The sequence below is a fragment of the Synechococcus sp. ATX 2A4 genome (genome assembly GCF_024346375.1).
In the GTDB taxonomy this organism is placed as follows: Bacteria; Cyanobacteriota; Cyanobacteriia; order PCC-6307; family Cyanobiaceae; genus MW101C3.
This window is the reverse complement of sequence record NZ_JAGQCV010000002.1, coordinates 16622-35497: the sequence shown is the minus strand read 5'-3', so window position 1 is coordinate 35497 and position 18876 is coordinate 16622. Positions and strand designations below refer to the sequence as shown.

Here is an 18876-nt window from a genome sequence, read left to right as displayed (position 1 = left end):
CGCTGCGGGCTTCACCGCCCCCTGACGATCACCGGCGTGCCGCCGCCAGGAGCGGTGCCAGGCAGGGCGGGCACCACGGAGGTCTGACCGTCCCACTTGTCGAGGAACAGCTTGTAGAGCACCTGGTCGTCGAGGCTGGAGTTGAGGATCTGGTAGCGCTTGGCCTCCTGATCAGCGATCTTCACCTCGGTCTGGGCGCGCAACAGACGCTGCTCGGCGATCTGTTTCTGTTCGATGGCAGCGCGGTATTCCTCAGCGATCTGCAGGCCGGTGAGGTCGAGGCCCTGCACGATCACATAGTTGAACTTGCTGAGCTCCTCCGCCACCTTCTCTTGTACCAGAGAGGAAATGTCATTCCATTCGGTGGCGATCGTCACCAGTTCGTACTGGGAAAACACCGATTTGAGCGCTTTGAGCAACGAGGGCTGAATCACCCGCGGATAGATCTGGGAGTTGTCGGTGGCGATCGTTTCGAACACGCGGGCCGCCTCGCTGGGCTTGATTGCGTACTTCACCGTGGCGGTGGCCTCGATCACCTGCAGGTCTTTGGTGAGGGTGGAGAACTGCTCCGGCCGCACCTGGGTGCGCACATCAAAAAACGAGGTGGCCTGAATCAGCGGGATCTTCAGATTGGGGCCGGGGTTGCGCTGGTTGCCGGTCACCTTGCCGAGGGTGGTGACCACGGCAACGGTGCCGGCCGGCACGACGAAGATCGTCTGGGTCAGCAGGATCAACAGCGCCACTGCACCGGCGATCAGCAGCTGAAACGTGGGGCCCGGGCCATCACCGGCCGGTCGCATCGAGCCTTGCATGGTGGTGGGGCGTGGGAAGTGCGCACCCTAGGGGGGAGCCAGTGGGGAGAGCGCCAAAGCGGAGCAACCGGCTGATCGGCGGCGTTACGGGCCAGAACACCAATCTGATGGCCAAGTGGTGGTGAAGGTTGCAGCTCTGAATCCACCACTGGGCGGGACCCGCACCCAGGCGAACCCTCGCGCGATGCACGGCATGGCCTCCACCCTCACCTTCCACTTCCGCCCGCAGGGTCCTGGACGCTTCGTGCTGGGGGGATTCCTGTCGGTTTGGCTGTGTGGCTGGGCGGCCGGGGAAGTGTTTGTGCTGGTCATGCTCAGCCGCCTGCTGCGGGAGTGGGCCGCAGCTGACGGGCCACTGGGCGAGGGGACGGCCTCCTCCACAGGCATGAGCATGGGGATGACTGCGGCCCTGAGCGGCTTTCTGCTGCTTTGGGTGAGCCTCTGGACGCTGGGCGGAATCATGGCGCTGCGCGAATGGCTGCGCTGCTTCTGGGCCGATGAGCGGCTCGTGCTCAACGCCGAAGGGCTGACGCTGCGCTCTCGCCTGGGCCCTTTCGGGCGCCGGCGGCGCATCCCCAGCGAGGAGATCCGGCACTGTGAGGTGCGCGGCCGTGGGCAGCACCAGGGTGCATTGGTGGTGGAGCTGACTGATCGGGTGATGGAACTCACCCGGCTCGGCACCGGCAGTGAACGACAAAGCGCCGCCGACGCCCTCAACGCCGCCCTCGGCCTCCGACCAGGAGCGGCGCCGCCAACAGCGGGCGAGGGTGTGGAAGCTATGGCGCCGCGGTTGCCCCGCCGATGGCAGGAGCTGGAAGGGGCGATGTTCGAATCGCCTGTCCTGGTGCCGAACCTCGCCAATCGGCGGCTGCAGACGGCCGTGATGGCTGTGGTCACCGGGGTGTTCGGGGCGTTGACGTTCCTGCTGTGCCGATCGGCCCTGGGGCAGGCCTCATATTGGATTCCAGCCGGCATCGTGGCCCTGCTGGCACTGGGCTGCTGCTGGGGAACGCTCTGGCTGCTGCTGGGCCGTCGCGAGCTGCGCCTGGAGCACCACCAGCTGGTGGTGCAACGCCGCTTTGGCCGCTCCCTGCGTGAGGTGGCCCAGCTGGAGTCCCTGGAGTTGGTGGAGGTCACCGACAGCGATGGGGACGCCTGGTACAAGCTCCAGGGCCACCGCCCCTTGGGGAAACCACTCACCCTCTCCAGCGCGATCAACAATGCCGCCGAGCCGCGCGCCCTCGGTCTGTGGCTGCACCAACGCACCCAGATTCCCTACCGCGATGCCATCCCATCGCAGAGCGAACGGGAACAGCAGCGGGCGGCAACGGTGCTGGCGCTCAAGCAGCGGCTGGGCGAATCCGGCCGCGCCGGCTCATGGATGCTCAAGCTGGTGGAGCAAATCGAGCCCAACAAAAACCCTCCACCGGCCCCGCCACCGTGAAGGGGGCACTCAGAGCCTGAGCTCCGCCAACGACTTCAGGCACACCACCTCAGGCGGGTACTGGGCACAGACCCCATCGGCAGGCAGCAGCACGTGCACCTGGCAGCCTGCGGCCTGCGCCGAGCGGGCGCCGGCGATGGAATCCTCAAACGCCCAGCAGGCGGTGGGGGCGACACCAAGGCGCCGTGCCGCCAGCAGAAAAACATCGGGGGCTGGCTTGCCGGCCAGCAGCTCCGGGTCATCGCCATGCACCCGCCGCTCGATCAGCTTCAGCCAAGGATGGGGCTCACTCTTGAGGGCCACCGCCTCGCGGGAGCTGCTGGTGGCAAGCGCCATGGGAATGCCCAGAGCATGGCAGCGCTCCACCAGCGCCTGTGCCCCCGGCATCGGAGCGGCGTGCGGCAACAGGGCTTCCGCGATCGGCTGGCGCACCGCCAGCAGGTCGGTGCTGCTCAAGGCCGGTCCGTCGCTCTGGCGGATCCACTGGCGCACCTGATCGGCGCAATCGAGGCGCCGGCGGCCGCGCAAGGCCAGCACTTCCTGTGGCTGGAGCGTGCGGCCGAAATGGGCAGCGGCCTCGCGCCAGGCCCGCGCATGCAGTGGTTCGGTGTCCAGCAGGAGACCGTCGAGATCAAACAGGCAGGCCGCAGGACGGATCATGGGGCCATCTTCCCAGCCGCCGGAACCGGCTGTGGCGGCCGTTTGGGCCTAGACAGGCAGGCAATTCAGCGCGCTGAAGGGAGCGGAAGGGGAGGTTTGGAAAGGGCGTTCTGCGCCTAGGTGGGGAGCAACTGGCCAGCGGAGGGGCGGCGCCTCAGCAGCCGAATCGCCTGGACGGCGGAAGCGGTTTGGACCACCGGCATCAGCACCGGCAGCAACAGCACCTGGAGGTTGGCCAGGAACACAGTGGTGGCCAGCACACTGATGGATTCATCCAGAAGCTCGCCCTGCGGTTCAACAGCAGGGAGAACAGCTGAAGCCTCTGCCACGACGTTGGCCGGGCGCGCCAAGGACGACCCGTGGGGGCCTGAGAACAGGATGGAGGCGGTGGATGGAAGCTGGTTCTCACCGATGCCTTGATCGGTAGAGGCGTAGGCAGCCTCCCGAATCGCCGTGGCCAGCGAAGCGGCCGAAGGAGGGGTGGCAGCAACCCCCTCTAAAGCCTGAATACCAACGCCAACACCCACCGCCACCGACGCCAGCAACGTGAGGCGAGTGGCAATCAAGCGAGCACGTGAGGGACTGGGAAGCATTGGCAGGGGGGAACGCGACATGATCGAAGCTCCAGATTGGAATTCTATGTGAATCGGTGGTGACGTTCTACACGGTCCGGTTCTGCAGAGGAAACCCCATCGGCCGATCGCGCCAACGGGAAAGAGGAAGCCACCAGGGGGTGGGCATGGCGTTGCACTGGATATGTTCTTTCAACGATATTTGCCGGCATCCCGCACCCGCGGCGTGATCAACAATTTCCAACATTTCAGATTCAGCGTTCTGCAATGCGTCGCCGGATCCGGCGCGCCCCACTGAAGGCCGCCACCAACCCCATCACGGGCAGTGGTCCCGGCACGGGCAATGGGCCAGGTGCCTGCAACTGCGCCACCTGCAGCTCGGCAATGGTGGCGCGGGTAGTGCCCAACCCGGAAGGCGTCATCACGAGGTCGCGCAACGGGGGGCCATCGGAGATGAATCCGAAGAACCTTGGGGTGGTACCCAAAAAGGAAACAGTTTCTGTGCTGGCTTGGTTGTTCACATCGGTGACCGTGACGGTGAACGAGGCCAGAAGCGCACCCAAGAACCCACTCGCCGTGTTGGCAAAGACGCCTCCGACCGCCTGAATGCCCGTGGGGCTGGAGCTGAAGTCAAGCTGGAGCGGCGTCAGGGGGCTGGTGGTGGTGAGCCGGTTGGGGGTTCCGCTGAGCTGGCTCAAGGTGCCGGAGCCGACTTCCGCCTCGAACGAAAACGGCACTCCTGGGTTGGGGCCGCCACTCGCACCGGAGAAGGTGGCGGAGCTGGTGCTGGGAACGGTGGTGAACGTTTCTGTGTAGGAGGCTTGCTGCGCGGCTGCCACCAAGGCGGCGGCAAACAGCACCGGATCGGTGAACACAGTGATCGCCGCCTGCGCCGCTCCAGCGGAGAGCACAGCCAGCGTGGCAACGAAGGCGGCGGCAGCTTTGGGGAGCAGGGGCGAGGCGAAGCCGCGCAGCGATCGCCGACCCGCCGGCCTGGAGGAGGAAGCCACGTCGAGAATGGCAGATGTGATTCGTTGAGACCACGCGGTCCATTTGTCAATACTAGCAGACGGAGATTTAACTGATAAGAGACTGAATATTGCTGAAGCGCCGTCCGTGCAGCGCCAGAGCGGCAGCGCCACCAGCGGCCGCTTGAATGGGGGGCCCGGTCCAGATGGCGATGAGCGAGGTCACGATCGAATCGGTGCTGCACGAAAGCAGGGTGTTTGAGCCCCCCGCCGCTCTCGCCGCCAGCGCCCGTTTCGGCAGCCTCGCGGCCTACCGGCAGCTGGCGGCGGCAGCGGACGCCGACCCGGACGCCTTCTGGGCCGAGCAGGCCCGCAGCGCCCTGCATTGGTTCCAACCCTTCGAGAGCGTTCTCGACTGGAGCGATCCGCCATTCGCCCGCTGGTTCGAAGGGGGCACCACGAACGTGGCCTACAACTGCCTCGATCGCCATCTGGCTGGCCCCCGCGCCCACAAGACAGCGCTGATCTGGGAAGGGGAACCCGGCGATGAACGCCGCTTCACCTACACCGAGCTGCACGCCGAGGTCTGCAAGGCCGCCAACGCCCTGCTGGCCCTGGGCATCGGCAAGGGTGATCTGGTGGCGCTTTACATGCCGATGGTGCCGGAAGCGGCCATTGCCATGCTGGCCTGCGCCCGCATCGGCGCCCCCCATTCGGTGGTGTTCGGCGGCTTCTCGGCCGAAGCGCTGCGTGACCGCCTGATCGATGGCCAGGCCAAAGCGGTGATCACCGCCGATGGCGGCTTCCGCAAGGACAAGCCGGTGCCGCTCAAGCCGGCGGTCGACCAGGCCCTCGCCGAGGGCTGCCCCAGCGTGGAGCACGTGCTGGTGGTGAAGCGCACCGGCACCCCCACCGCCATGACCGCCAGCCGCGACCATTGGTGGCATGACCAGGTGGAGCTGGCCAGCGCCGAGCACACCGCCGAGCCGATGGACAGTGAAGACCGCCTGTTCGTGCTCTACACCTCAGGCTCCACCGGCAAGCCGAAAGGGATTGTGCACACCACCGCCGGATACAACCTCTGGGCCCAGATCACCTTCCAGTGGATGTTCGACATCCGCGAGGACGACATCCACTGGTGCACCGCCGATGTGGGCTGGATCACCGGCCACAGCTACATCGTGTACGGGCCGCTCTCGGCTGGCGCCACCACATTGATGTACGAGGGCGCCCCGCGCTCCAGCAAGCCCGGGGCCTTTTGGGAGGTGATCGAGAAGCACCGGGTCACCATCTTCTATACAGCGCCCACCGCGATCCGGGCGTTCATGAAGAACGGGCGTGAGGTGCCCGACCAGCACGACATGAGCTCCCTGCGCATCCTCGGCACCGTGGGCGAACCGATCAACCCGGAGGCCTGGATGTGGTATCGGGAGGTGATCGGCGCAGGCCGCTGCCCGGTGGTGGACACCTGGTGGCAGACCGAGACCGGCGGGGTGATGATCAGCCCCCTGCCAGGTGCCACGCCTACCAAACCGGGCTCCGCCACCCTGCCCCTGCCCGGCATCGTGGCCGATGTGGTGGACATCGACGGCAACAGCGCCGGCGTGGATGAAGGCGGCTACCTGGCCGTGCGGCGCCCCTGGCCGGGAATGCTGCGCACCATCCACGGCGATCCGGAGCGCTTCCGCAACACCTATTGGGAAGCGATCCGGCCAGCCGATGGCAGCTGGATCTACTTCGCCGGTGACGGCGCCCGCCGCGATAGCGATGGCTATTTCTGGGTGATGGGCCGGGTCGACGACGTGATCAACGTGTCAGGGCACCGGCTGGGCACGATGGAGATCGAATCCGCCCTGGTGAGCCATCCGGCCGTGGCCGAAGCCGCCGTGGTGGGCCGGCCCGACGACCTCAAGGGGGAAGGGATCGTGGCCTTCGTGACCCTGGATGCGGGCACCAGCGGCGACGAGGCCCTGATTGCCACACTGAAGCGCCACGTGGGCGCCGAGATCGGCCCGATCGCCCGCCCCGATGAGATCCGCTTCACCGATGCGCTTCCCAAGACCCGCAGCGGCAAGATCATGCGCCGCATCCTGCGCGCCCTGGCGGCCGGTGAAGAGGTGAGCGGCGACACCAGCACCCTGGAAGACCGCTCCGTGCTGGATGCCCTGCGGGTCTGAGGACCCCCTGCCACCCGCTCCGCCTAGCCCCACACCGGACGCCCGTCATGCGGATCCCCAGCAACCGGGAGGAATCCCTGGCCATCCTCGCCGCCATGGCGGATGTGGGCGCCTGCGGCGGAGAGCTGCCGGCGGCCGCGTCGACCGCGGTGGCGGCGGCCGGCCACTGGATCTTCCGGCTCGGGCCTGAAGGCCCGCCGCGCCCGCTTCCGGCCACCAGTCCGGAGCTGCTGGCCGCGGCCCTGCCGCCGGCAGCCCTGCGCCTGGAGGCGATCCGCTTCCTCACGGTGATGGCCTTCCTCGGCGACCGGCTGGATCCGGACCGCATCGAGCGCGTACTGGCCTACGCAGCAGCTCTCGACATCCACACCGACTCAATGGAAGAGATCGCCGCTGCCGCCCAGGGGCACCTGCAGGAGGCGCTGGCTCTGATGGCCCGCAACAACCTCAACTCGCTGACCGGCACCGCCTGGAACCCGGAGGCGGACATCGCCGCCTGGCTGCAGCCGTACCAGGGGGAAGGGGCGGATCCGGCCCTGGCGGCGCGGTACCGGGCACTGGGCACCCTCCCGCACGACCGGCTCGGGCGTGCCTTCCACGACCACTTCCAGCGCAACGGCTACGCCATGCCGGGGGAGCCGGGAGCTCTCAACGAACGCTTCACCACCCCCCACGACACCTGCCACGTGCTCACCGGCTACGACACCACGCCCCACGGCGAAATCCTGGTGTCCACCTTCACCGCCGCGATGCATCCGCAGCATCCGATCTCCGGGCACGTGCTGCCGGCGATCTTCTCCTGGCATCTCGGCACCGAGCTCAACGACGTGGCCCGATCAGCGCACGGGGCGCTGGATCCTGAGGCGTTCTGGCACGCCTGGGCGCTGGGGGAAGCCATGCCCCTCGATCTCTTTGCTCCGGGCTGGGACTTCTGGGCCTGGGTGGAGCAGCCTCTCGCTCAGCTGCAGGAGTCCTGGCTGGGCGGACCCAGCCACCAGCCCGTGAGCTGATCGGCCAGCCGATCGATCTGCCGCTGCCGCGCTGGATCATCGGCCCAGGCCCCAAGCAGGTTCTGGCGCAGGCCGGCACTGGCCGGAGTGAGGTGATCGCCAGGCCGCTCCAGCAGGGTGGAGGCGTCATCCGGCCGCTGCTGCAGCACGCCGATCAACCGCCGACTCTGGTCGAGCGCATCGGTGCCGAAGCGGATCAGCAGGTTGCGCGGCTGGCGGTAGTGCAGGCCCACCAGCCGCAGGGTCTCCTCCGGTGAGGGGCTGAATTCCGTGCGAAGGCCCAGGCGGGGGGCGAGGTCGGCGAGCAGGGGAATGGAGCGATCGGCGGAGAAGTTGTTGAAGCTCATCGCCACCAGGCCGCGGCAACCCCGGCCACCATCGGGCGCCAGCAGATGCAGCTTGCAGCCCAGGCTGTGGCCGAGCCGCAGCACCGGCAAGGGAGCTGGGGCGGAACCAGCGACACCGGGAGTGGCCATGCTGCGGACTGAGCGGAAGCAGCGCCAGGCCTCGGTGGCCTGCGCCTGGTGATCGAAACCGGGCACATAGCTCCAGGCATGCACCAGCAGCCCCCGCAGCGCCAGCGCCTCCAGCAGGCGCCGGTAGCTGAGCTGGGGGCTGGCGGCCAGCACTGTGCCGCCGATGAACTCCACCACGCCGATGGGCGGAACCAGCGCGCCACCGGCAAAGGGCTCAGCGGTGGGCGGGGCGAAGCTCCAGAGCGGGCCCTGCTGCTGCCAGCGGCTCATGGGTCGGCCCGGTGGGGCTGCACGGGCGCGTCCACTCAGGCCACCGTCAGCCGCCGCAGCGCCGTGAGGGCCTCACGGGCATGGGCAGCGCCATCGAGCAGGTTGTTGAAGATGTGCCGCACCACGCCACCGCCGTCGATCACGTAGGTGACGCGTCCGGGCAGAAGGTTAAGCAGGGCACCGGGCACACCGAAGGCCTGGCGCAGGGCGTTGCCCTGATCCACCAGCAGGGGATAGGCCAGCCGGTGGCGGGCGGCGAAGCGGCTGTGGCTGCCGGCGTCATCACCACTGACGCCCCAGACCACGGCGCCAAGGGTGGACAGATCGGCCTGGCTGTCGCGGAAGGCGCAGGCTTCGGCAGTGCAGCCCGGCGTGTCGTCCTTGGGGTAAAAAAACAGCACCAGTGGCTGGCCGCCGAGCTGATCACTGCGGCGCTCCACCCCGTCCTGGTCGGTCAGGGCGATCAAGGGGATCGGATCACCCACCTGAAGGGCACGGGCCACGCACGCCATCGCAAACTTGCCCGACCCTAGGAACGCGGCCCACTGGCGCGGGAAGGGTGTGGGCTGGGAACATGGCAGCAACCTGGGCATGGCCGGGATCACCCACCGCCGGCCATCGATCGATGGCACCGCTCCCGAGGCTTCCCTCCCGATGGCACAACCACCGATGGCATCAGCGCCCATGGGGTCCGAGGGCCGGCCACCGGAAGCCGGCAACTGGGAACAGGTGAGCCTGCTGGATCTCGCTGCAGCCGTGGCGGTCACTCCAACAGCGGCACCTACGGCGGCACCAATAACGGCACCCGAGCCCACCACCGCCGCACCTCGACTGCAGGCCTCTCCGGTGGAGACCCCTGCGGCAGAGGCCGCGAGCACGGCCAAGCCACGCCTGAGCCTGCCGCCACTCACCGCCGGCTCAGATCCCCTGGCCCCGGCGGCAGAGCGGCCGGACGGCGTGGCGGCAGCTTGCCCCACCCATCTGCTGATCCTCGACACCGAGACCACCGGACTGGACCCGGATCAGGACCATTGCATCGAGGTCGGGGCGATCCTTTTTCATGTTCCCAGCCGCGCCGTGCTCAGCCAGGTGTCCTTCCTGCTGCCCTGCGACATCAATCCTGCTGAGCCGATCAACGGGATCTCCGCCGCCGTCAGCCGCTTGATCCAGCCGTGGCAAGCCGGCCTGGCCTACTTCCGCCAGTTGGTGGACGCTGCCGAGGTGATCGTGGCCCACAACGCCAGCTTCGATCGCCAGTGGTTCGGGAAAGGCGCGTTGGCCGCGCTGCCGAAGCCCTGGCTGTGCAGCATGGAGGATCTGCGCTGGCCGGCGGAGCGGCAACTGCGGGCCACGCCGTCGGTGCGGGATCTGGCGCTGGCCTACGGCGTGCCGGTGTGGGAGGCGCACCGGGCACTCACCGACTGCATCTACCTGGCCCAGGTGTTTTGCCGCTGCGACGAGCTGGAGGCCCTGTTGGTGGCAGGTCTGGAGCCACGTCACCTGTACAGGGCCCAGCTGCCCTACGAGCAGCGTCACCGCGCCCGTCAGGCCGGCTTCCGCTGGAACGACCCCATCGCCAAAGCCTGGACCCGGCGTCTGAGCGAGCGGGAAGCGGCGGGGCTGGGATTTCCCGTGGCACCGGTGGAACCCCTCACCGGCAGCCCCCCCGTCAACCCTGCAGGCACCCCGATCGGCCTCCCGATGGACAACGCCGCCGCGTGAGTGGCACCTGAGCGGGCATTCAGCTGGTGATTGTTGCCCACAACGTGCCTGTCAAAGCGGAAGTCTCCTGTTGGGTTCGCGCAATCAGGCTCGCTCTCACACAAGCTTGGGTTAGAGCTCGCTGAACGGATGTCCATTCCCCGGTTGCTTGAAGGCACCGGGCCACCGTTGCCGAAACGGTGGCAGCTGCGCCGCTGGCAGCGGGCCCGCACCTGGGCCCGGCTGGTGCGCGAGGCCGAAGCGCTCTGGCATGTCGATGTCCGCGACCTGCGGCGGCTGGGCGCCCTGGAGCTGGACCAACTGCTCCATGAAGTTCCCCCCTCGCTCCGCCCCCGGGTGAACCGCTGGCTGGGGGGTTACCGGGCCCGCACCCGTCTGCACTAAGGCTTGATGGCGGCTCCAGCGGGGATCAACCCGGGAATCGGCGGATGATGACCAAGCCCTAACCGTTGCTTAATCCTTGCGTCCTGCTGCTCTGCGCAGAGTGAGGCGCACGGTTCCTTTCTCCATGCCCTGCCGATCCAACCTCCGTAGTCGCCCAGCGCAGCGCTCCGGGACCAGCGGCGCAACCCGCTTGCGTCTCGGCATGGCGCTCTGCTTGCTCGGCGCCTTGGTGGGAGGGTCTGTGGCCCTTCCTATCGCCGAAGCCTCCGCCCAATCAGCGCCCGCCAAGGGCGGGTCAATTCGGGTCAGTGGCTCCAGCACCGTCTTTCCGATCACCAGCGCAGCCATCAGCGCCTTCCGCGCCACCAAGCCAGGCGGGAATGTGCGCTTTCAGTTGCTGGAAACAGGCACAAGCGCAGGCTTCCGGGATTTCTGCGCCGGCAAGGTGCAGCTGAGCAACGCTTCGCGGCCGATCAGCACCGAGGAACTCAAGGCCTGCGCCGCCAGCGGCATCAAGTTCTTGGAATTGCCAATCGCGTTTGATGCGCTCACCGTGGCGGTGAACCCGCGCAACACCTGGGCGAAAGGGATCAGCACCGCTGAGCTGTCGGTCCTTTGGAGGCGCCAGGCTGAAGGCAAGATCATGCGCTGGAATCAGGTGAATGCCGCCTGGCCCGCCACGCCGATCCGCCTGTGCGGCCCTGGCAAGGATTCGGGCACCTTTGATTACTTCAACAAGGCGATCAACGGCAACGCCACCGATTCCCGCCGCGATTACACCAGCAGCGAAGACGATTCGGTGATTGTGAACTGCATCGCCAAGGATCCCCAGGCCCTCGGCTACGTGGGCTTCGGCTGGTATGCCTCCAACACCAACAAGCTCAGAGCGCTGGCCGTGAACGGCCGCAAGGGGCTGGTCGGCCCATCGGCGCAGAACGTGCAGGATGAGCGCTACAGCCCACTCTCCCGGCCGTTGTTCATCTACATCAACGACCGCATGGTGCGCGAGCAGGATGACGTGCGTCGTTTCGTCACCTTCTACCTACAACGGGGACCCCAGTTCGTCAAACAGGCTCGCTTCATTCCGCTTGAAGATTCCACCTACAGGCTGGTGGAAACCAAGTTCTACCGCCATGTGCTCGGCACCTCCTTCGGTGGGGATCTGCCGGTGGGTCTGACGATCAGCCAGGCCCTGGCGCGCAGCTTCAGCCAGCTGCGCAAACCCGTGGCCCGCTGATCAAGGGGCCGCCGGCCACGGAACGCCGGCGGCCAGCGTGCTGCTCCATGCCCCTGGGCGTGGCGCAGCACGCAGCCGGCAGGCGGAATCACAGCTGAAATGCCAACCCTTGCGCTGCTCCGATGATCGGTTTGCTCTGGGAACGCCGCGCGCAGGTCGGCTGGTGTCTGCTGATTCAGGCAGCTGTGCTCACCACTGGGGTGGGGCTGGAGCAACTGCTGATGCCACCCGCCCCATTCCCGGGTGGCACCACGACCGCTAGAACGCAGGGATGACCCGACTCGATCCAGGCCGGCTGCGTTCCAGACGCCTGGGTGAACGGCCTGGTGAGATCCCCAGCCAGTTGTTCATCCATGGCGGCAGGGCGCCCACCCGGCTCTCGGTGCTGTGTTTTCACCCCTCCGGTCTGGAAGAACTCGAGGGCCTGCAACTTGAAGAGCTGAACGCCTTGCTGGAGCGCGGCCTGCCCCTGTGGGTGCGGGTGCAGGGCATGGGCAACCAGGCACTGATCCGCTCGGTGCTCGACCAACTTGGCGTGCCGGCGCACTTTCAGACCCCGTTGCTGGATCTGCCCCAACGGCCGCGTGTCGATTCCTCCGGCGACATGGTGCTGGCCGTGCTGCATCGCCTGAGCTTTGCCGACACCCCCGACCGCCTGATCGGCGAGCAGGTGGGGTTGCTGCTGCTGCCCACGCTGTTGATCAGCATTGAGGAAGTTCCCAAGCCGAGCTCCTTTCCGGAGCTCACCCAGTGGCTGTCGTGCCTTGATCCAGTTCCTGCCAAGGAAGATCTCGACGACATCCTTCACTTTCTGATCGACGAACTGCTGGATGCCTTGTTTCCGTTGTTGGAACAACTTTCCGAATTATTGGAGCAATTGGAAGAAGCGGCGTTGATGCGCCCGAAACCCACCTTGCTCAACCGTGCCTACAGGGCCCGCAACACTCTGCGTGACATCCGCGGCCAGGTGTGGCCCCTGCGTCACCAGATCATGGTGCTGTTGCGCCAGAACCAACGCCTGCTGGGTCCTGATGCACTGCATGGTTTCCAGGACATGGAACAACGGGTGGGACTGATTTTCGAAGCCTGTGAACTACTGCGACGCCAATGTGACTCCGTGACCGAGGCCTACATGGCGAGCATCAGCAACCGCATGAACCAGGTGATGAAAACACTCACCATCGTGTCAACGATCTTTGCCCCACTCACCTTCATCGCCGGAATCTATGGCATGAACTTCACCAACATGCCAGAGCTGGAATGGCACTACGGCTACGCTGCTGCTTTGGTGTTCATGCTGCTGATCGCCGCGGTGCAAACCTACTGGCTGTGGCGCCGCGGCTGGTTTCAGGATTGGACAACCGGCCGGCGTTGACAAGGAGGCTCCCTCCCTGTGCTGGGCACTGTGACGGACACCGCGATGGACAGATAGACAGATGGACACACCCATCACCAGCGACGAACACGCCAGCGGCGACGCCGGCGGAGCGCAGGCGGCAGGCAGCAGCGGCGCCCATGCCGCCCTGCTGATTCAGCGCCAGACCCGCCGGCTGGGGAAGCTGCAGCCGGAAGTGCTCGCCGATCAAGATCCCGAGCCCCTGCATCAGTTGCGTGTGAGCCTGCGGCGCCTGCGCACGGTGCTGCAGCAGTTCGCTCCCGCCCTGGTGCTGCCCGACACGATCAGCGACCGGCGCATCGCCAAGGTGGCCCGCCACACCGGCCTCACCCGCGACCTCGACGTGCTGCAGCAACGCCTGCACGGCAGCTTGATGCCGCTGCTGCCGGCGGCGGAGCAGAAAGCCCTGCGGCCGGTGCTGAAGCGGTTGAAGCGTGAGCGGCGGCTGGCGTTTGAGGGGCTGGAGGAGGCGCTGCGCAGCGGCCCCTACCTGAAGTTGCTGGCACGTCTGCACCACTGGCAACTTCAGCCGCGCTTCACCCCGCTGGGGGAGCAGCCGTTGCGCAGCTGGCTGCTCGAATGGCAGGCCTCGGCCTCCGCCAGCCTGTTCCTGCATGGCGGCTGGTATGCCACCGATCCCCTCGACCCGGCCCTGCACGAACTGCGCAAGCGCCTCAAGGCCCTGCGCTACACCCTCGAGCCGCTCGAAGAGCTGGTGGGGCCGGCGTTGAGCCGCTGGATCGCCCTGCTGCGCCAGGCCCAGGATCACCTGGGTGAACTGCACGACCTGCAGGTCCTCACCGAGGGGTTGTGCGATCAGCAGCGGCCGGGCCAGCCGGAGATCAGCCTGCCGGGGCTGGAGGCGGAGATCGCCCAGGAGCAGGAGCAGCAGTGGCAGCACTGGCGGGCCCTGGCGGGCACGTTGCACAGCGACGCCGCCCGGCAGGAGCTCCAGGGCACGTTGCTGGAGGCCAGCCGCCTGACTCTGGCCTAGGCAGAGCGATCGCTGGCTGCTGCGCCAAGGAAACCCGTCGTCTTGCCATCGAAAAGGCCGCCTTGCCATAAAAAAGCCGGCCTGGAGGCCGGCTGAACAACAATCGTTGCTGACGCTTGTGAGCCCGAAGGCTGGTTCAGTGGCAGAACGGAGGTGGACCGATCGGAGCGGCGGGATTTGAACCCACGACCCCCACTACCCCAAAGTGGTGCGCTACCAAGCTGCGCTACGCCCCGGCGAGATGGAAGCTATCACAGCTCCGGTGGCAGCCAACGCTCCCAATGCTTGGTGCGTTTGAGCCGCCGCAGCACCCGGGCACTGAGCTGATCGCGGCGGGCGCCGGCATAGCCCCACAGCCGCAACCGGCGCGCTGTGTGGCGGAGTTGCGCCAGGGACAGGGAGGCGAGCCGCAGCTCCGGCACACGCCGCCAGGCGCTGGCCCGCACCGGCAACGGGTCTCCGGTCGTGCCTCCAGGCAGCCCCAGCAGCGCCCCTCCCGCCATCCACTCCGGCACGAGCACGAACAACACGGCGAGGAGCCCATAGAGCTCCACCAGGCCGCGGGGGAGGGGGTGGAGCTTGCGCTTGCCCTGCGACTCGGGCTCGTTTGGGGACTCGAACACGCTCAGAGCACGGTGTCAGTGGCCCGGGGGGTACGGGGCTGCAGCCCGGGGCGCGGAGTGTTGCGCGACGGCGGCGCCTCCTTCCACAGCAGCGGAGCCTCCCGGGGCGGGTTGAGCTTGCCGAACCAGAACACCAGGGCAAACACCAGCCCCAGGGTGCAGAGCAGGGTCACGATCACCGTGCGGTCAGAGAGGGAACCCATCGGTATCAGGCCTGATCGGTGCGGAAACAGGAGAAGCGCTGCGGCAGCCGTTCCACGGTGAGCTCATCCCCTCTGAGGATCAGCCGCAGGTTGTCGTTGCCGTAGCGCACGCCCGGCAGCGGCGAGGTTTCCCGGAACAAGGTGGCGCGGGACCCACCGCTGATCAGCGAGGCCTGGGCGTCGTTGCGCTCCACCACAAGGCGCCGCTGATCGCGGCAGAGAAAACTCTCACGGATTTCGTAGTGCTCCCACCAAGGAGAGCTCATCGCCAGAGCCGGCGCCGACCACGGGACCCCAATGGTGGCGCAGAGGCCGGCGGCCAGAAGGCTGGCAGCGGATCTGGCAGCGGGGCCGGTCGTCATCGGGGGGAACCAGTAAGGAAGCGGGTGAGTATGGGCGGTAGCCGGGCCGCTCAAACCTGAGCAGGTGCTGGATTCAGAGGCGGGTCAGGAGCTGGATTCAGAGGCGGATCGGCTCGTTCGAGCTGCGGAGCACACAGTGCTGCACCGACCAGTCGTACTGCGCCCAGACCTCAGGCGCCAGCAGAAAGTTGGCACCGGCAAAGGCGGTGAGCCGCACACCGCTGGGGCGGGCGGAGCAGTAGGGGCGGCTGCCGGGGCGGGCCAGGTACTGCTGGTGGTGGGTTTCAGCGAAATAAAAGGGTTTGTGGATCAGGATCTCGGTGGTGATCGCCGGGAAGCCGGCGGCGCTGAGCTGCTCCTGGTAGCGCCGGCGGCTGGCCTCGGCCATGGCCAGCTGCTCTGGCGTGGTGCAGAGAAGGGCCGAGCGGTACTGGCTGCCGGTGTCGTTGCCCTGGGCCAGGCCCTGGGTGGGGTCGTGGCATTCCCAGAACAGCTTGAGCAGGTCAGCGAAATCGACCCGCCGTGTGTCCCACACCACCCGCACAACCTCGGTGTGGGCGGTGCGGCCGGAGCACACCTCCTCGTAGGTGGGGTTGGGGGTGTGGCCAGCGGCGTAGCCCACGGCCGTGCTCACCACGCCGGGCAGGCGCCAGAAGCCCTTTTCCGCGCCCCAGAAGCAGCCGCAGCCGAAGCTGGCCTCCTGTTCATGGGCCTGCAGCGGGGCCTGCAGCGGCGTGCCCAGCACCACGTGCTTGTCGGCCGTGGGGATCGGTGTGGCGCGGCCGGGCAAGGCTTCGCTGGCGGAAACGATCCGCTGCTTGGGGCTGCTGGTGCCGGTCGTGAAGAGTCCGAACAACGGATCGCTGGAAGCTGAAACGAGCCTAGGTAGGGGTTTCGGTGTCCGCCGCCGGTTGCAGGGCGATGTGGTTCAGCAGCGTGGTGGTGAACGCAAACAGCAGGAACGGCAGGGACAGCACCAGGATCACCCCCACGCCCACCAGGGCGAAGATCGGCTTGCTGGAGCCCATCAGCGCCAGCCCCGCCGCCAGGCTCACGAAAATCACCACCATCCACGCCAGCACCTGCCCGTAGATGTCGCCGAAGGTGAGGGTGCAGCGCAGGTTGTAGCCCTTGAGGGGATCCATGACAACGGGGGAACGGTTGGCAGCCGGGAGATCCCGGCCCCCAGCTAAGCCGCCCCAGCGCTGGATGTCTGCTCCGTTCAACAACTCGTTTTGGTTCAGGCCAGCTGGAGCTGAACGTCTTGGGTCAGGCCAGCTGCAGCTGAACTTCCGCCTGCTGCCGTTCCCACAGGCGCCGGTAGGTGCCGGGCACAGCCAGCAGCTCCTCGTGGTGGCCCTGCTGCACCAGGCGCCCGTCTTCCAGCACCAGCACGCGATCACAGGCGGCGGCGGCCGAAAGCTGGTGGCTGATCATCACGATCGTGCGACCGTGCTGGGCGCGGATGGAATGCAGAATCGCCGCCGCCGTGTTGTTGTCCACGCTGGCGAGGGCGTCGTCGAGCACGAGCAGGGGACAATCCACCAACAGCGCCCGGCCCAGCGCCGCCCGCTGGCGCTGGCCGCCGCTCAAGGTGATGCCCCGCTCCCCCACCAACGTGCCGTAGCCATCGGGGAAGCCGCGGATGTCGCCTTCCAGCCGCGCCTCGCGGGCCGCGTCCTCCACCTGCTCGAGGCTGGCGTCGGGGTCGCCGTAGCGGAGGTTGTCGGCGAGGGTGGCGGTGAACAGGTAGCCCTCCTGGGGCACAAGGGCCACCTGGGCCCGCAGATCCGCCAACGACAGGGCCGTGACATCGACACCATCAATGAAGAGCTGCCCGGCCGGCACTTCCGCCATGCGGCCCAGGGCCCGGGCCAGCGTGGTTTTGCCGCAGCCCACCGGCCCCACCACCGCCACCAGTTCGCCGGGGGCGATGCGGAAGCTCACGTCCCGCAGGGCTTCGCGGTGAGACTCCTCGTAGCGGATCGTGAGGCCGCGCGCCTCGACAGCCCCCTGGCGCTCCCGGGCGGGCGGCACCGGCTCGGCCGGGGATTCCACGCGAGGCCGGCGGCCGAGCAACTCCTCCACCCGTTCGAGGCTCACCTGGCCGGTCTGGAAGGTGTTGAGGGTGAAGCCGAGCAGGGCGGTGGGGAACACCAGCCGCTCCACGAACAGGATCAGGGCCACCAGGTTGCCGATGCTGAGCCGGCCGCTCTCCAGCTGGCCGCTGCCGATCGCCAGCAGCAGCAGCAGGCTGATCGAGGAAATGCCCTCCAGAAGAGGGAACAGGGTGCTGCGGGTGCGGGAGAGGGCGAGGGCGGAGTCGCGGTAGCGGCCGTTGCGTTCGCCGAAGGCCGCCTGCTCGTGGGCCTCCTGGCCGTAGATCTTGATGGCGCTGATGCCGGAGAGATCTTCCTGAATCAGGTCGCTGAGGCTGGCCAGGTACTCCTGCTGGCGCCGCTGCTGCCGCATCATGCGGCCACCGAACAGGCGCACCACCATCAGCATCAACGGATAAAGACCCACCGCCGCCAGGGTGAGCAGGGGGTCGATCATCAGCATCGCCGGCAGGGTGAGTGCGTAGGCGAGGGCGGTGTTGGTGAGGCTGAGCACGGCGAAACCGAGCAGGCGCCGCACGTTCTCCACGTCGCTGGTGGAGCGGCTGATCACCTCGCCGCTGCCGGTGGTCTGCACCCAGCCGGGTTCCTGCCGCAGCATGTGATCGAACACCCGCTGGCGCAGGCTGGCCTCCACCTGGCGCCCCACGCCGAACACCAGCAGGCGTGAAACCAGACGGGCCACCCCCATCAGTGAGGCCAGCAGCACGATCCAGCCGGCCTGCCGCAGCACGTAGGACACGGTTAAGCCGTCCTGCAGGTCGTCGATGATGCCGCGCACCATCAGCGGGATGGTGACGCTCAGCAGGTTCACCACCACCAGGGCCAGCACACCGCCGAGCAGCACCCGCCGGTGGGGACGCAGATAGCGCCAGATCAGACCGAGGCGAATGGCGGCCATGGCGGAGGGTGGAATGGCTCCAACCTACGGATCGCGCCAGCCGGGCGAGAGTGGCAGGCCTTCCAGCCGGGCCTCGCGGGGATCAGCACCCCGCACCGGCGCACCCACGCGCCGCACCCCGGCCGCACCCCGGCCGCACCCCGGCCGCAAGGCCTCACACAGCTCCGCCCCCAGCCCGCCCATGCCACCGCCCAAGCCGTCACCCGAGAGCCAGTCGCATCCTTTGTATGGCACCGACCGGCAAGTGGTGGATGGCCTGCTGGCCAGCGACCAGCCCGGTGACGGCCAGCTGGTGGATCTGGCCCGCCTGCTGAACCGCTACGACGGCTTTCCCGGCGCCGAAGATCTGCGCGCCGATCTCGCCAAAACCCTGGCCCACTGGGGCCTCAGCCGCGAGGAGCTGCACCGCCGCACGCGCGCCTTGTGGGAGGGCGGCTACCGCCCCGGCCCGATCGCGGCCGCCGAGGGCCAGGCGGTGGGCAGCGGTTTCGACACCGCCGCGCAGGAAACGCCCTGAGCGCCAGAACGGGAGCACCAGAAATCGATGC

General features: G+C 67.6%; 22 protein-coding genes and 1 tRNA gene. 9 read left to right on the top strand and 14 right to left on the bottom strand.

The window, feature by feature from the left end; translation table 11 throughout:
* Positions 1–11 precede the first annotated feature (11 nt).
* Positions 12–812 (bottom strand): prohibitin family protein, encoded by an 801-nt coding sequence (locus KBY97_RS02035; protein WP_255145013.1) that lies wholly within the window; start codon positions 810–812, stop codon positions 12–14.
* A gap of 193 nt (positions 813–1005) precedes the next feature.
* On the opposite strand from KBY97_RS02035, the gene KBY97_RS02030 reads away from it, so the two are divergent.
* Positions 1006–2256, top strand: a complete 1251-nt coding sequence (locus KBY97_RS02030) for a hypothetical protein (RefSeq protein ID WP_255145012.1) — start codon at positions 1006–1008, stop codon at positions 2254–2256.
* Between the two features lie 9 nt (positions 2257–2265).
* Here the strand turns inward: KBY97_RS02030 and KBY97_RS02025 are convergent, their stop codons facing one another.
* The 3 genes from KBY97_RS02025 to KBY97_RS02015 all read right to left on the bottom strand — a co-directional run bounded on the left by KBY97_RS02025 (position 2266) and on the right by KBY97_RS02015 (position 4498).
* Positions 2266–2916: an HAD family phosphatase gene (locus KBY97_RS02025; protein ID WP_255145011.1), complete on the bottom strand. Its 651-nt coding sequence runs from the start codon at positions 2914–2916 to the stop codon at positions 2266–2268.
* A gap of 116 nt (positions 2917–3032) precedes the next feature.
* Positions 3033–3509, bottom strand: coding sequence for a hypothetical protein (locus tag KBY97_RS02020; RefSeq protein ID WP_255145010.1), 477 nt, complete (start codon positions 3507–3509; stop codon positions 3033–3035).
* 233 nt (positions 3510–3742) lie between these two features.
* Positions 3743–4498 carry a hypothetical protein gene (locus tag KBY97_RS02015; protein ID WP_255145009.1) on the bottom strand — a complete coding sequence of 252 codons (756 nt, stop codon included), beginning with the start codon at positions 4496–4498 and terminating at the stop codon, positions 3743–3745.
* A 170-nt stretch (positions 4499–4668) separates the two neighbouring features.
* Here KBY97_RS02015 and acs point away from each other — a divergent pair, with 170 nt between their 5' ends.
* Both acs and KBY97_RS02005 read left to right on the top strand, forming a co-directional pair.
* Positions 4669–6633, top strand: coding sequence for an acetate--CoA ligase (acs, locus tag KBY97_RS02010; RefSeq protein ID WP_255145008.1), 1965 nt, complete (start codon positions 4669–4671; stop codon positions 6631–6633).
* Positions 6634–6680: 47 nt separating this feature from the next.
* Complete coding sequence (locus KBY97_RS02005; RefSeq protein WP_255145007.1) at positions 6681–7643, top strand: hypothetical protein; 963 nt, start codon at positions 6681–6683, stop codon at positions 7641–7643.
* Here the strand turns inward: KBY97_RS02005 and KBY97_RS02000 are convergent.
* The gene (locus KBY97_RS02000) at positions 7592–8389 is read right to left on the bottom strand and encodes a DUF1350 family protein (RefSeq protein WP_255145005.1); all 798 of its coding nucleotides are present in this window, start codon (positions 8387–8389) and stop codon (positions 7592–7594) included. The genes KBY97_RS02005 and KBY97_RS02000 overlap by 52 nt on opposite strands.
* A gap of 35 nt (positions 8390–8424) precedes the next feature.
* Entirely contained in the window at positions 8425–8901 is a 477-nt protein-coding gene (locus KBY97_RS01995; protein ID WP_255145004.1) for a peroxiredoxin, read from the bottom strand.
* A 79-nt stretch (positions 8902–8980) separates the two neighbouring features.
* On the opposite strand from KBY97_RS01995, the gene KBY97_RS01990 reads away from it, so the two are divergent.
* The 5 genes from KBY97_RS01990 to KBY97_RS01970 all read left to right on the top strand — a co-directional run bounded on the left by KBY97_RS01990 (position 8981) and on the right by KBY97_RS01970 (position 14122).
* Positions 8981–10111: a 3'-5' exonuclease gene (locus tag KBY97_RS01990; protein WP_315857128.1), complete on the top strand. Its 1131-nt coding sequence runs from the start codon at positions 8981–8983 to the stop codon at positions 10109–10111.
* A 129-nt stretch (positions 10112–10240) separates the two neighbouring features.
* The gene (locus tag KBY97_RS01985) at positions 10241–10495 is read left to right on the top strand and encodes a hypothetical protein (protein WP_255145003.1); all 255 of its coding nucleotides are present in this window, start codon (positions 10241–10243) and stop codon (positions 10493–10495) included.
* 202 nt (positions 10496–10697) lie between these two features.
* The gene (locus KBY97_RS01980) at positions 10698–11732 is read left to right on the top strand and encodes a PstS family phosphate ABC transporter substrate-binding protein (protein ID WP_255145002.1); all 1035 of its coding nucleotides are present in this window, start codon (positions 10698–10700) and stop codon (positions 11730–11732) included.
* 271 nt (positions 11733–12003) lie between these two features.
* Entirely contained in the window at positions 12004–13107 is a 1104-nt protein-coding gene (gene corA, locus KBY97_RS01975) for a magnesium/cobalt transporter CorA (protein ID WP_255145001.1), read from the top strand.
* A gap of 61 nt (positions 13108–13168) precedes the next feature.
* A complete protein-coding gene (locus tag KBY97_RS01970; protein WP_255144999.1) occupies positions 13169–14122 on the top strand; it encodes a CHAD domain-containing protein in 954 nt (317 codons plus the stop codon).
* A 162-nt stretch (positions 14123–14284) separates the two neighbouring features.
* Here the strand turns inward: KBY97_RS01970 and KBY97_RS01965 are convergent.
* The 8 genes from KBY97_RS01965 to KBY97_RS01930 all read right to left on the bottom strand — a co-directional run bounded on the left by KBY97_RS01965 (position 14285) and on the right by KBY97_RS01930 (position 18523).
* Positions 14285–14358: transfer RNA gene (locus KBY97_RS01965), tRNA-Pro, on the bottom strand.
* Positions 14359–14373: 15 nt separating this feature from the next.
* Positions 14374–14745, bottom strand: coding sequence for a hypothetical protein (locus tag KBY97_RS01960; protein WP_255144998.1), 372 nt, complete (start codon positions 14743–14745; stop codon positions 14374–14376).
* A 2-nt stretch (positions 14746–14747) separates the two neighbouring features.
* Positions 14748–14948 carry a hypothetical protein gene (locus KBY97_RS01955; RefSeq protein WP_255144996.1) on the bottom strand — a complete coding sequence of 67 codons (201 nt, stop codon included), beginning with the start codon at positions 14946–14948 and terminating at the stop codon, positions 14748–14750.
* Positions 14949–14953: 5 nt separating this feature from the next.
* Positions 14954–15214, bottom strand: coding sequence for an MliC family protein (locus KBY97_RS01950; protein WP_255144994.1), 261 nt, complete (start codon positions 15212–15214; stop codon positions 14954–14956).
* A 193-nt stretch (positions 15215–15407) separates the two neighbouring features.
* A complete protein-coding gene (gene msrA / locus KBY97_RS01945) occupies positions 15408–16166 on the bottom strand; it encodes a peptide-methionine (S)-S-oxide reductase MsrA (protein WP_261356239.1) in 759 nt (252 codons plus the stop codon).
* Positions 16167–16191: 25 nt separating this feature from the next.
* The gene (locus KBY97_RS01940; protein ID WP_255144993.1) at positions 16192–16455 is read right to left on the bottom strand and encodes a hypothetical protein; all 264 of its coding nucleotides are present in this window, start codon (positions 16453–16455) and stop codon (positions 16192–16194) included.
* 124 nt (positions 16456–16579) lie between these two features.
* A complete protein-coding gene (locus KBY97_RS01935; protein ID WP_255144991.1) occupies positions 16580–18328 on the bottom strand; it encodes an ABC transporter ATP-binding protein in 1749 nt (582 codons plus the stop codon).
* 24 nt (positions 18329–18352) lie between these two features.
* A complete protein-coding gene (locus KBY97_RS01930; RefSeq protein ID WP_255144989.1) occupies positions 18353–18523 on the bottom strand; it encodes a hypothetical protein in 171 nt (56 codons plus the stop codon).
* Here KBY97_RS01930 and KBY97_RS01925 point away from each other — a divergent pair.
* Positions 18510–18845: a DUF3288 family protein gene (locus tag KBY97_RS01925; RefSeq protein ID WP_255144987.1), complete on the top strand. Its 336-nt coding sequence runs from the start codon at positions 18510–18512 to the stop codon at positions 18843–18845. The two genes, KBY97_RS01930 and KBY97_RS01925, sit on opposite strands and share 14 nt — an antisense overlap.
* Positions 18846–18876: the final 31 nt, after the last annotated feature.